The following is an 11,960-nucleotide window of genomic DNA, read 5'->3' on the forward strand; positions in this document are numbered from 1 at the left end:
TGAAGCCAGGAGGTAGTGAGAGGTATGAGGTCTGGAACAACATACCTGCCTGTCAGCAGAGCGTGACGCTCAACTCCCGGGAGTGACCCGGAAGTGTCAGAGAATTATCACTGACATAGCTTATCTAGCATACGCTGTGCCAGATTTTAAAAAACCGGTGTTGATAAAAAAGATAAATACAACACTTACTTAAATTGTTAGGAGAGACCCATGAGTCTGTATGTAAACACCAACGTGTCATCTTTGAATGCACAACGACAATTGTTTAACACTGGAAATTCACTGACAACTGCGTTCGAACGCTTGTCTTCCGGTTTCCGTATCAACAGTGCCCGCGACGATGCTGCAGGTCTGCAAATCTCTGACCGTATGACGTCACAAATCATGGGTCTTGATCAGGCAGTTCGTAACGCAAATGACGGTATTTCACTTGCTCAAACCGCTGAAGGTGCGATGCAGGAAATTACCAACGCATTACAGCGTATTCGTGTACTGGCTATTCAATCCCAGAACGGTATCAACAGTTCTGCGGACCGGCTGGCACTGCAAAAAGAAGTATCTGCGCTTAAGTTTGAAATTTCCCGTATCGCACAAACTACCCAGTTTGCCGGTGTGGATATTTTGACGGGCGGCTTTTCTTCAGCTTTCCTGGTCGGGGCGAACGCCGGGCAAACAATTGGTGTGAATATTTCACGTGCCGGTGGTTATGGCTTCTCGGGACTGACCAATGGTAATAGCCAGCTTAACGTGCTTACGGAGTCTAACGCTTCGGTGACGTTGACAGCGGTGGATGCGGCTATCTCCAATATTGATGCTAAACGGGCAGATCTCGGTGCGATACAGAACCGTTTTCAGTCAACTATCCGCAACCTGAGCAACATCTCGGAAAACGTATCAGCGGCAAGATCCCGCATACGTGATACAGATTTTGCCACCGAAACGGCAGAGCTTACCCGCAATCAGATCCTGCAACAGGCAAGTACAACTATACTGTCACAGGCAAACCAGCGTCCGCAGGCAGCTTTGTCTCTGCTCGGAGGTTAATAAGGAATAGAGCGCTATACCCTGCGTAATTATAAAGGGTAAAAAATGGGGGGTAGGAAATGAGAGGCCAGCCCATGAAAAACGGCCCCCGGGTGGGGGCCGTAGCAAGAAAACGCCGGCTAACAGGACTGAGAGGTAGAAGTGTTGGTTGAGAGGCCAGTTAATTCTACTAATTTTCCTGCCAGCCGACTGGAAACATTTTAAAAGTTTGCTCTATCTCCTAACGTGAGCAAATTGGCCGGAACATCTGTTCCGGCCTTTTTTATAGGATGTACCGGAACACCGTAATTTGCTTCTCTTTTTAAGAGCGAAACTTTTTCATCAAACGGCGATGATGAATCCCGCGGCATTATTTTCATACCTGAAGTCTTCATTTTAATCTTAGCATTTCCTGTGCCAACTAATTGTCAAATTGTTGGCGTTTGCATCAGTTATGTATTTTCTCAGATACACAAGTTGTGCCAGTTATACTTTTCTATTTTGCACATTTTTGCCCGTTCGCAAACTAAATATCTTTATCAATACTCCTCTAAAACTACTTTTTAGCTGTTTTTAATCATATAAAAACTTTATAAATCAATGGCTTGAAATTATTTTAAATTTTTTTCGAAAAAAAGCTAAAGATCCTCAAGAAGTCGCCGATACCTATAGCTGAGGGGTAATTTAATTACTTTAATGCGATTCACCGAATGTGTTCGCTAAGAGGGGATTCAATGGGAGTAGTGACCCGGAGAATCTGAACAGGAAGGATTTGATTGTAGCATTGTATGCAACGGATCCCCAGGAGGTATTCAAATGTCTTTATACGTAAATACAAATGCTTCTGCTCTCAACGCACAGCGTCAGTTGTTCGATGTAGGCAATAAGCTAAGCACATCTTTTGAAAGACTGTCGTCAGGTTTCCGCATTAACAGTGCTGCTGATGACGCAGCCGGTCTGCAAATTTCCGATCGTCTGACTACGCAGGTTCAGGGCTTAAACCAGGCTGTGCGTAACGCAAACGATGCTATTTCATTAACGCAGACTACTGAAGGTGCGTTAGCTGAGGTAACAACCAGTTTACAGCGTATCCGTCAGCTTGCTGTTCAGTCACAAAACGGTATTAACAGCTCAGCTGACCGCGCGGCGCTGCAAAAAGAAGTAGCAGCACTGCAAACTGAAATTTCCCGTATTTCTACCGACACTCAGTTTGGTGGTGTTGACCTGCTGAAAGGCGGTTATTCTGCCGCGTTCCTGGTAGGTGCAAATGCCGGTCAGACTATCAGTGTGAACCTGTCACGCACCGGTGGTTACGGTGCTTCAGGTCTGGGCGTTGGTACATTGTCAATTGCTACTGTAGACGGTGCAACGTCCGCTTTAACGGCCATTGATAACGCTATTTCTACTATCGGTGCTGCACGGGCAGACCTGGGTGCATTGCAAAACCGCTTCCAGTCTACTATTCGTAACCTGAGCAGTATTTCTGAAAACCTGTCAACTGCACGTTCACGTATCCGTGATACTGACTTTGCGTCTGAAACTGCAGAACTGACCCGTAATCAGATCATCCAGCAGGCGTCTGTTTCTGTGCTGAGTCAGGCTAATCAGCGTCCACAAACAGCTCTGTCTCTGCTAGGATAATAGTAGAGAGCCGTACTTGAAAGGCTAAGGGGAAACAGGGAGTTCTGTTTCCCGTCTGAGCCGTTTGAGAATGGAGGTAAACGTGGAAATTGCAAATTTACAAGTTGGCCAAAATTTTGCTGCTTCAAACCTTACAGAAGTGCAGTCTCAACGTGTGCAAACACCTGCCCCTGCAAACCAGGATGCATCAGCAACTGAGAAGCAACAGGAAGAGCGTAATTCTTCCCGAAATGCTCAAGGTGTGACCGATGCTGCCGATATAGTAAGCAGAGAGGGTCAGGCTCAGCAAGACATCGAAGTTGCTGCGCGTGAGGTAGAAGCATTCCTACAGGTTCAGAATCGAAACCTGGCATTTTCCGTTGACGAAAATACTAATCGTTCAGTGGTTACTGTTAAAGATTCTGAGTCTGGTGATGTCATCCGGCAAATCCCTTCCGATGAAGTGTTAAAGCTCGCGGAACGGATTAAAACCTTGCAGGAAGATGTTGGCAGCAGTGTAGGAGTGCTGGTAAACAACAAAGTTTAAATGAGGTAAGCAAATGACTATTCAATCGTTAGGTGTTGGTTCCGGACTTGCGCTTGACGATCTGGTCACGCAACTGCTTGAGGCCGAAAGGACGCCGAAAGAAGAGCGCCTGAATGAGCGTGAAGATCGTATTGAAGCTGAAATTTCTGGTCTCGGGCAGGTTAAATCCTTATTGTCCGATTTTAAAGACGCAGTCGATAAACTGCGCAGCGATAACGACATCAATGGTCGTGAGCCTACTATTACCAATCCTGATGAAGACGTAGATATCTTTTCTGCAGAAGCATCAAACTCTGCCTTACGGGGCAGTTATGAAGTGGCCGTGGAGCAACTGGCAACGGGAAGCCGTATTGTCACTGATGACGGTAACTTTACTTCCTCTTCGGATACAATATTAAGTTCCGGATCAGGTTCCCTGACGTTTAATGTGGGGGCATCCGGCGATTCCTTTACCATTAATGTGTCTGCCGGTATGACCCTGGCGCAGTTGCGGGAAGCCATTAACAACAGTGAAGATAACTTTGGTGTGAATGCCAATATTATCGACACGGGTACATCGGCCGGCCCCAAGCTGGTTTTCACATCTGACATAACCGGAGACGGTAATGATCTGGAAATTGTCAATGACACCGGTGCGGCAGAACTCAACCGTGTAGCAACAAGCAGCTCAACCTCTGCCGGTTTAATCTCTTCGTCTAATATCACGTCTGCGACCAATGCCCGGGCTACCATCGACGGTATCGTGGTAGAGAGCAGTACCAACGAATTTGAAAACACTATCCAGAACGTTTCTTTTGAAGCGGAGCGCGTGTCACCAAAATCGGCTGATGGCCTGAGCTTTCAGACATCAACATTAGAAATTGGTTACGACCGTGACGGCCTGGATAAAAAGATCCGTGATTTTGTCGACACCTATAACAGCGTTATCAAAGAGTTGCAGAACCTTACCCGTTACGGTGAATCTGAACTGGAAGATGACGGTGATCTCGCCGGCGACTCGCTGATGCGGGGCATCATGACCGGACTGGGTTCGATTGTCGGCGGCAGTGTTTCATCCTCTGCGCTTGGCGGTTTATTCCAGTTGGGTGTAGAGCTTAATTCCGATGGTGAGCTGGAAATCGGTGACACAGATTTCGGTCTGGGCTCCGGTAATGAGCGCCTTGAAGATGCACTTGAAGATAATTTTGACGAAATAGCCAAATTATTTACTGATGAAAACGAAGGTATTGCCGTTAAACTCTATGAGTTCACTGATCAGTACACGTCATACAGTGGATTAATCAGTTTAAGAGAGCGTGCAGCGAAGGATGACCGGGATCAGCTTTATGATGACCGTGAGCGTCTGGAATTAAGAATGGCAAACTACGAACAAATTTTGCGGGATAAATATCTGGCCCTCGACCAGACCGTTTCGCAATTGAATTCGACAGGCTCTGCACTGCTGGCATCTCTGTGATAAGTGAGGAATTATAATGGCACTGACAGGCATAAACGCATACCGCAAGGGTAACCTGAAACAAGATATCGCAAATGCTGACCCCCATAAGTTGACGCTTATGTTGATGCAAGGCGCACTGGACCGTTTAGCGTTTGCAAAAGGCGCAATGGAGCGTAAAGAATTTGCCGCTAAATCTGAGTTTCTTTCCCGCGTGACGGCAATTCTGATGAATCTTCGTGACACACTGGATTTGGATGTGGGCGGGGAAGTCGCAGAAAACATGTACTCACTTTATGAGTATATGATTGAGAGAACAGGGGAAGCTCACGTACGGAATGACTTGCAGATCCTAGATGAAGTGATTAGCCTGTTAACTCCCATTCGTGATGCCTGGGTACAGATTCCTCAAGCCGCTAAAGAGGAAGCGTACGAAGCACAGCGTCAAAAACGACAGGCCGTGTGAATATACAATTAAATCATGAGTTTACTCCTCAGGCGCTGGCAGACATTAATGCTGAAATCCTGCAGTGCCTGACGGATGATGACGAAGAAGCCCGCTACAGTACTTTGCTGTCTTTGATGACCCGGCGTGATACGGTTATTCAATCCCACCTTAGAAATTCAGACCCAGAAACGGCAAGATCTTTTGCAGAACAGGAAGTTACCGTCAATAATATGTTAAAAGAAATGGCGCAGACTTTGCTAAAATCAGCCAAAGACGATGTCAGCCAATTTCTGAGAAGCCAGAAGGCGGTAAAAAAATACCGTTAAGTCTGGCTGTACGATGCGCTGAATCTTGACTTGCAGCCTTAGGGCTCACGCTTTGTGGGAACACGAATATGTTCAATGATAAAAATATTTTGATTACCGGTGGTACAGGCTCTTTTGGGAAAAAGTTTGTCAGTCACTTACTCAAAAATTACTCACCCCGAAAAATCATCATTTATTCCCGCGATGAATTGAAACAGTTTGAAATGCAGCAGCGCTTTAATGACAGCTGCATGCGTTACTTCATTGGTGATGTCAGAGATAAAGAACGTCTGATCACTGCCATGAAAGATGTGGATTACGTGGTCCATGCGGCAGCACTGAAGCAGGTACCGGCGGCAGAATACAATCCTAATGAGTGTATAAAGACCAATATCAACGGCGCGCAAAATGTCATCGATGCCTGCATCGCAAATAAAGTATCCTGGGTCATTGCGTTATCCACCGATAAAGCTGCCAATCCGGTTAATCTGTACGGCGCAACGAAGCTGGCTTCGGATAAACTCTTTGTGGCAGCCAACAATATTTCCGGAGCCAACGGTGCAAGATTCTCGGTAGTACGCTACGGCAATGTAGTCGGCTCCCGCGGTTCGGTAGTTCCTTTTTATCGTCAGTTGCTCAGTGAAGGGCGGGACAAGTTGCCGGTGACTCATCCGGAAATGACCCGTTTCTGGATCACTCTGGATGAAGGGGTGGAATTCGTGATTAAAAACTTCTCCCGCATGCAGGGAGGAGAAATCTTCGTTCCTAAAATACCCTCAATCCGTATCGTCGATCTGGTGGAAGCCATGAGCGGTAAACGGGAATACGAAACCATCGGAATACGCCCGGGTGAAAAACTTCACGAGGTCATGGTGCCTGAAGAAATGGCACATCATTCTATTGAGTTCGATGACCACTTTGTTATCGCACCGGCAATTACTTTTTTTGATAAGAATGTGGATTACTTCAAAAATCGCACCGGTGAGCGTGGTAAAGCCGCAGAAGAAAAGTTTGAATATCATTCCGGTAAAAATCCACATTTTTTGTCAGTGAAAGAGCTTCGTGAACTGGATAAGCTCACCTCATGATCCCTTACGGTAAACACACTATTGCTAAAGAAGATGTGGATGCCGTGGTACAGGTGCTGGAAAATGAGTTCCTGACCCAGGGCAAGCAGGTACCGGCCTTTGAGCAGGCCTTGTGTGACTATACCGGGGCAAAATACGTGGTCGCCTGTAACAGCGGCACGTCAGGACTTCATATTGCTTGTCTGGCCGCCGGCGTGGGGGCCGGAAATTTAGTATGGACAGTCCCGAACTCCTTTGCGGCTTCTGCCAATGCAGCGTTGTATTGCGGGGCTACTGTGGATTTTGTCGACATTGACCCTGTCACCCGTAATTTAAGTGTGGATGCCCTTACCGCTAAACTGGAAAAAGCGTCTGCTGCCGGTAACGTGCCTGACGTGCTTATTGCTGTGCATTTTTCTGGTAGTAGCTGTGACATGAAAGCGATTGCTGATTTATGTCGCCCGCTGAATATTACGATCATTGAAGACGCTGCCCACGCGCTGGGAGGTAAAGATGCCGGGGGAAACCGTGTCGGCTCTTGTGTTTACTCCGACATGGTCGTGACCAGTTTTCATCCGGTGAAATCAGTGACCACAGCAGAAGGCGGGGCGGTGTTGACGGGTTCCCAGCTACTGGCGGATAAACTTCGTTTGTATGCCAGTCACGGTATTACTAAAGAGCCGGCAACCATACCGGCCGGGCATGACGATGAACCCTGGTTCTACGCGCAAATACATTTAGGCTTTAACTACCGGCTGAGTGACCTGCACGCGGCGTTAGGTGTGGCACAAATGGGCAGACTGGACAGTTTTGTCGCAGAAAGACGCGCCAGAGCAGCCAGATATCATGAGGCACTGGCGTCATTGCCGGTAAAACGTCCGTTGTTCGATAACAACAGTGCGTGGCATCTCTATATGATTGAAGTGGACCCGGCGCAGCGCACAGCCATTTTTAATACCCTGAGAGCCGCTGGTATCGGCGTAAATGTTCATTACATCCCTATACATCTTCATCCTTATTATCAGGCTTTGGGGTTTGGCGCAGGTGACTTTCCTGTCAGTGAACAATATTACCGCGGGGCACTGACGTTGCCCTTATATCCTTTACTCACAGACAGCGAGCAGCAAAAGGTGATTGACTGTCTGAAAGAGGTATTACTGTGAACATTGCCATTATTCCGGCACGGGGCGGCAGCAAACGGATAAAAGGTAAAAATATCCGGAATTTTGCTGGCAAACCGCTCATTGCTTATTCTATAGAAGCGGCGCTGAAAGCCACTGTTTTCGATGATATTGTCGTATCTACCGACAGCGAAGAAATTGCCGCTATCGCAGAAAAGTACGGTGCCAGTTATGTTATCCGTCGCCCGGCGTCGCTGGCTGATGATTTCACCGGCACTGCGCCGGTAGTGTGTCATGCTATTGATACTTATCAGGACGATAAGGGGCAGGTCGACAACGTATGTTGTATCTATGCCACAGCGCCTTTTTTAAGTGCCACATACCTGAAAGAAGGGTTGTCACGGCTGAACGACAATTCTGACATGCACTTTGCTTTTTCAGTCACAACGTTTCCCTTCCCGATCCAACGGGCAATCCGGTTACATGGCAAAGGGGTGCTTCCTTTCGATGCCAGCAAAATGGCTACCCGTTCTCAGGATTTGACCGAGAGTTTTCACGATGCCGGCCAGTTTTACTGGGGGAAAGCTTCTGCCTGGCTGACAGATAAGCCTATGTTTGCGCCTACCAGTATTCCCGTGATCCTGCCCCGCCATCTGGTACAGGATATTGATACCCCGGAAGACTGGGAAAGGGCTGAACTCATGTACCGCGCGTATATTAAGACAGAATAAATTTATGCAGGAAAAAATACTCATAATCAGAATGCTGGGACTTGGCGATGTCACTTGTGTGGGGATCCCGGCTATCCGCTACGTAAAAACAAAATTCCCCGGAGCCAGTATTCACGCACTGACTTATGCCGCCGGTGAGGAGTTACTGAAGCTGGCAGAACCGGACATTACCGTTCACGCGCTGAAACAGGGAGAGTGGCCGGAAAACATCGTAGATGCCATGCAAACGTTTCTCGGGCTGGCTGAACAGATTCTGGCTGAAGAATATACTCAGATCATCAATCTCGACACCTGGTTTATGCCGTGTTTCCTCGCCCGTTTCTTAAAAGACGCCGGTGAACCAGTAATTGGTAATACCATGAGTATCAGTGTGGCTGAACTCGTTGATAAATTTCAGAAGCAAACTCTGTCACCGGATTACGTTAATTTACCTGCTCAGTATATGCAAAGCAGCTGGATGAGCATGGCACAATGGCATACAACCTGGTGGGAGTACGGGCAGGTACCTGAGCGGGGGTATCCTGAATTTTATCTCAGACGTTGTTGCGGATTCAGTACTATCGACATGGACATGACCATTGATGTGGAAGCCGACAGTCATCTTGCCGGTCTCAACCAGCCTGTGGTTGCCATGGCGACCGGCGCAAGAACTGCGGAGCGGAATTACCCTCACGGAGAGGCGCTCAAAGCGCTTCTTGAAGCACAGGGCGTTCATGTCTGGACCGGTTTTGACGGGCGTTGCTCTATGCGTCAGACGTTATCACAACTCAAAGCAAGTCAATTACTGATAACCGTGCCTTCTGCGCCGCAGTGGCTGGCAACGGCCACCGGCACGCCGTCTCTGGTTATCAGCGGCAATGTCGATCCAAGAACGCTGATGCCCGAGTATGCCACTGACATGTCAGATGTGGCTGTTGAACCTGAGCAGATCGCACTGGGCGTGATGAATATCTTAGAGGGGAATGCCGGTGCATGATGTAAAAATTGGTGACCGTTTAATCGGCCCGGATGAACCTCCGTTCATTATCGCAGAACTGAGCGGCAACCACAGTCAGGACTTTGACCTTGCCTGTGCGATGGTGGATGCTGCAGCTGAAGCCGGTGCTCATGCTATTAAATTGCAAACCTACACCGCCGACTCCATGACGCTGGACGTTGCTACCGACGATTTTGTGATTTCAGAAAAAGACAGTCTGTGGCATGGCGAATCTTTGCACGCGTTATATCAAAAAGCGGCAACGCCTTATGAGTGGCACAAACCACTGTTTGACCGGGCAAAGGCGCTGGGTATGCTCGCTTTCAGCTCTCCCTTCGATGGTGAAGCTGTGGATTTCCTCGACAGTCTGGACGTGCCGTGTTTTAAAATTGCGTCGTTCGAGCTGACTGATTTACCCCTTATCGCCAGGGCCGCGAGTAAAGGGAAGCCCCTGATCATGTCTACGGGCATGGCAAGCCTTGCTGAAATTGAGCAGGCCGTTCACTGTGCCCGCCGCAACGGGTGTGACAATATCGTACTGCTGAAGTGTACCAGTACCTATCCGGCAGACCCCGGCAATACTAATCTGAACACTATTCCCAATATGCTCAGCGCTTTTCACTGTCAGGTGGGATTGAGTGATCACACCGGCGGTATCGGGGTGGCAGTGGCTTCCGTCGCGCTGGGCACCACTGTTATTGAAAAACATTTCGTGCTGGATCGCAGCGCCGGTGGTGTGGATGCGGCTTTTTCACTGGAGCCTGCAGAACTAAAACTGCTGGTCACTGAATCTGAACGTGCCTGGCAAGGCATGGGGCAGGTTCGTTACGGAGGCAGTCAGGCTGAGGAAGCGGCAAAACAATACCGCCGCTCAATTTATATAAGCGCAGATGTGAATATTGGTGACACGCTGGATGAGTCTAACCTGAAAATTGTCCGGCCGGCTTTTGGCCTTGCGCCAAAGCACTGGCAGGAAGTCCTTGGCAGTAAAGCCCGTACCGCGTTGAAAAAAGGCACCGCGCTCAAGTGGGAACATCTGGAGAAATGAGCGCCCTGAAGTGAGAATCTTTAAGTGAGACCTATAGTATTCAGAGTCAGTGTGTCGCCCGCGATTGGAATGGGACATCTGATGCGTTCGCTGGCACTGGCTCAGGCGGCCGGAAGCTACGATATTCCCTGCCATTTTTTTACAGATAAGGGCGGCAGGGCGCTGGCTGTAGCAAGAAACGACTGGATTTATCCGGTGACGGAAGTGCCCTGTGGTAGTGATGATGACGAAAGTCGCTGGCTGACAGAACAGGCAAAGCGCATGAATGCCTCAGTTGTTGTGGTTGACGGCTACGATATTCCGGCTGCCTCATTGAGCGGACTGCGCGGGGCAGGGATCCCTGTGATGGTCATGGATGACGGACAGCTTAGCCAGGTCGCGCAGGCCTCGCTGGTGGTAAACAGCACCACTTCGTCACTGGATGCACACTATCAGGAAATTAACCCGGCAGTAAAAATTTGTTCCGGACCCGATTACCGTTTGATGAGACTTGAATTTCAACGGGGCGATAACCCGCCTCAGGACAAGCGCTTTGGCATCGCCGTTTGTATCGGCGGCAGCGATCCGAAAGGGCTGACCGTCCCGTTAATTAATGCGTTGTCTGATGTACTTAATGATGTGCCGGTGCGGGTAATTACCGGTGCGGCGTTTAATGATATCAGTGCGCTGAATGAGGCAATAAAAGCGAGTCCGCTGGCGATTCAGCATATACACAATTGTCAGGATATGGCCGATGTGTGGCGGCACAGTAAGCTTGCTGTCAGTGCCGCCGGAGGCAGTCAGTTTGAACTGGGCGTATGCGAAACACCTTCAGTACTGCTGATGGTGGCAGAAAACCAGAGAACGGCGACTGAGCAGGCTCAGCAGGAAGGCTGGTGTACCACCTTTGACTGTACCGGTGATGTGCCTTTTGATGAAATTGCCGGCACAGTGCATGCACTCTGGCAGCAACCCGGTAAGCTGGAAGCCATGCAGCAGGCAGTAAAAGGTAAGTATCACGCTGAGGGGGCGTTTAATGTCCTTAATGCTATCGCAGAGGTTATTCAGCCATGAGGCAGGAATCTCTGGTTACAGCACCACGTATTGAAGCCTGGCAGGTTACCTTAAGGCCGCTGGAAGAGGGAGATCTGGATAAATTAAGGCAGTGGCGGAATAGCGACTACGTGCGTGAGAAGATGGTGTCTACATCACTCATCACTGCGGAACAACAAGCTGCATGGTTTCAAAAAATCAGCCACGACCCGTCTCAGATGCACTGGATTATTGAATACAAAGGGCGGCCTGTTGGCTCAACCAATGTGAAAGTGCCGGTCATCGGAGAAACGGTAGTCTCCGCCCGGGTATTAGAGCCCGGTTTATATATTGGTGAACCCGATTATCAGGGTAACATTCTGGCTTTCGCTCCCACTCTGGCGATGTATGATTATTGTTTTTCCCACTTCAGCGTGACCGAATTTTCGGCGGCGGTAAAACCGGATAACGACGCCGCACTGAAATATAACCGTCAGTTGGGCTATGAAATCAGCGGTCAGGACGATTTTGTTCGCTTGCGCTTGCAAAAAGAGGTCTATGAGCGGCAAACTGTTACACTGAAATCTTTCTTGTCGCGTCCGCGCAAGTCTTAGTCAATAAAGAGGTT

14 protein-coding genes are annotated in these 11,960 nt (G+C 48.7%); 13 read left to right on the forward strand and 1 reads right to left on the reverse strand.

The genetic code is table 11. The features are described 5' to 3' along the window. The first annotated feature begins 210 nt into the window (after positions 1–210). Positions 211–1,044, forward strand: a complete 834-nt coding sequence (locus AC4PME_RS02200; protein WP_474844632.1) for a flagellin N-terminal helical domain-containing protein — start codon at positions 211–213, stop codon at positions 1,042–1,044. Positions 1,045–1,244: 200 nt separating this feature from the next. Here AC4PME_RS02200 and AC4PME_RS02205 read toward each other — a convergent pair whose 3' ends face one another. Further along, positions 1,245–1,418 (reverse strand): hypothetical protein, encoded by a 174-nt coding sequence (locus tag AC4PME_RS02205; protein WP_491045080.1) that lies wholly within the window; start codon positions 1,416–1,418, stop codon positions 1,245–1,247. A gap of 421 nt (positions 1,419–1,839) precedes the next feature. Here AC4PME_RS02205 and AC4PME_RS02210 point away from each other — a divergent pair, with 421 nt between their 5' ends. From AC4PME_RS02210 to AC4PME_RS02265, 12 genes are all read left to right on the forward strand, one after another. Then, positions 1,840–2,664 carry a flagellin N-terminal helical domain-containing protein gene (locus tag AC4PME_RS02210; protein WP_119500527.1) on the forward strand — a complete coding sequence of 275 codons (825 nt, stop codon included), beginning with the start codon at positions 1,840–1,842 and terminating at the stop codon, positions 2,662–2,664. Between the two features lie 82 nt (positions 2,665–2,746). Beyond that, entirely contained in the window at positions 2,747–3,190 is a 444-nt protein-coding gene (locus tag AC4PME_RS02215) for a flagellar protein FlaG (RefSeq protein ID WP_474844633.1), read from the forward strand. Positions 3,191–3,203: 13 nt separating this feature from the next. Continuing rightward, on the forward strand, positions 3,204–4,646 hold the full coding sequence (gene fliD / locus AC4PME_RS02220; RefSeq protein ID WP_491045081.1) for a flagellar filament capping protein FliD: 1,443 nt from the start codon (positions 3,204–3,206) through the stop codon (positions 4,644–4,646). A 16-nt stretch (positions 4,647–4,662) separates the two neighbouring features. Next, on the forward strand, positions 4,663–5,091 hold the full coding sequence (gene fliS / locus AC4PME_RS02225; protein ID WP_119500530.1) for a flagellar export chaperone FliS: 429 nt from the start codon (positions 4,663–4,665) through the stop codon (positions 5,089–5,091). Continuing rightward, complete coding sequence (locus AC4PME_RS02230) at positions 5,088–5,399, forward strand: hypothetical protein (RefSeq protein WP_491045082.1); 312 nt, start codon at positions 5,088–5,090, stop codon at positions 5,397–5,399. The genes fliS and AC4PME_RS02230 overlap by 4 nt, the downstream gene beginning before the upstream one ends. A 68-nt stretch (positions 5,400–5,467) precedes the next feature. After that, positions 5,468–6,466 (forward strand): UDP-N-acetylglucosamine 4,6-dehydratase (inverting), encoded by a 999-nt coding sequence (gene pseB, locus AC4PME_RS02235; RefSeq protein WP_303574400.1) that lies wholly within the window; start codon positions 5,468–5,470, stop codon positions 6,464–6,466. Beyond that, on the forward strand, positions 6,463–7,608 hold the full coding sequence (gene pseC / locus AC4PME_RS02240) for a UDP-4-amino-4,6-dideoxy-N-acetyl-beta-L-altrosamine transaminase (RefSeq protein WP_119500533.1): 1,146 nt from the start codon (positions 6,463–6,465) through the stop codon (positions 7,606–7,608). Before pseB ends, pseC begins: the two co-directional genes overlap by 4 nt. Then, the gene (gene pseF, locus AC4PME_RS02245) at positions 7,605–8,297 is read left to right on the forward strand and encodes a pseudaminic acid cytidylyltransferase (RefSeq protein ID WP_119500534.1); all 693 of its coding nucleotides are present in this window, start codon (positions 7,605–7,607) and stop codon (positions 8,295–8,297) included. Before pseC ends, pseF begins: the two co-directional genes overlap by 4 nt. Before the next feature lie 4 nt (positions 8,298–8,301). Continuing rightward, a complete protein-coding gene (locus AC4PME_RS02250; protein WP_491045083.1) occupies positions 8,302–9,273 on the forward strand; it encodes a glycosyltransferase family 9 protein in 972 nt (323 codons plus the stop codon). Next, entirely contained in the window at positions 9,266–10,321 is a 1,056-nt protein-coding gene (pseI, locus tag AC4PME_RS02255) for a pseudaminic acid synthase (protein WP_491045084.1), read from the forward strand. The genes AC4PME_RS02250 and pseI overlap by 8 nt, the downstream gene beginning before the upstream one ends. Before the next feature lie 24 nt (positions 10,322–10,345). Next, entirely contained in the window at positions 10,346–11,374 is a 1,029-nt protein-coding gene (gene pseG, locus AC4PME_RS02260) for a UDP-2,4-diacetamido-2,4,6-trideoxy-beta-L-altropyranose hydrolase (protein WP_150154253.1), read from the forward strand. After that, the gene (locus tag AC4PME_RS02265; protein WP_119500538.1) at positions 11,371–11,946 is read left to right on the forward strand and encodes a GNAT family N-acetyltransferase; all 576 of its coding nucleotides are present in this window, start codon (positions 11,371–11,373) and stop codon (positions 11,944–11,946) included. Before pseG ends, AC4PME_RS02265 begins: the two co-directional genes overlap by 4 nt. Positions 11,947–11,960: the final 14 nt, after the last annotated feature.

Source organism: Alteromonas sp. (assembly GCF_984505615.1).

Bases quoted from the DNA above. Each gene is read 5' to 3' on its own strand.
- AC4PME_RS02200 (WP_474844632.1), top strand. From the start codon at position 211: ATGAGTCTGTATGTAAACACCAACGTGTCATCTTTGAATGCACAACGA.
- AC4PME_RS02205 (WP_491045080.1), bottom strand. From the start codon at position 1,418: ATGAAGACTTCAGGTATGAAAATAATGCCGCGGGATTCATCATCGCCG.
- AC4PME_RS02210 (WP_119500527.1), top strand. From the start codon at position 1,840: ATGTCTTTATACGTAAATACAAATGCTTCTGCTCTCAACGCACAGCGT.
- fliD (WP_491045081.1), top strand. From the start codon at position 3,204: ATGACTATTCAATCGTTAGGTGTTGGTTCCGGACTTGCGCTTGACGAT.
- fliS (WP_119500530.1), top strand. From the start codon at position 4,663: ATGGCACTGACAGGCATAAACGCATACCGCAAGGGTAACCTGAAACAA.
- pseB (WP_303574400.1), top strand. From the start codon at position 5,468: ATGTTCAATGATAAAAATATTTTGATTACCGGTGGTACAGGCTCTTTT.
- pseC (WP_119500533.1), top strand. From the start codon at position 6,463: ATGATCCCTTACGGTAAACACACTATTGCTAAAGAAGATGTGGATGCC.
- AC4PME_RS02250 (WP_491045083.1), top strand. From the start codon at position 8,302: ATGCAGGAAAAAATACTCATAATCAGAATGCTGGGACTTGGCGATGTC.
- AC4PME_RS02265 (WP_119500538.1), top strand. From the start codon at position 11,371: ATGAGGCAGGAATCTCTGGTTACAGCACCACGTATTGAAGCCTGGCAG.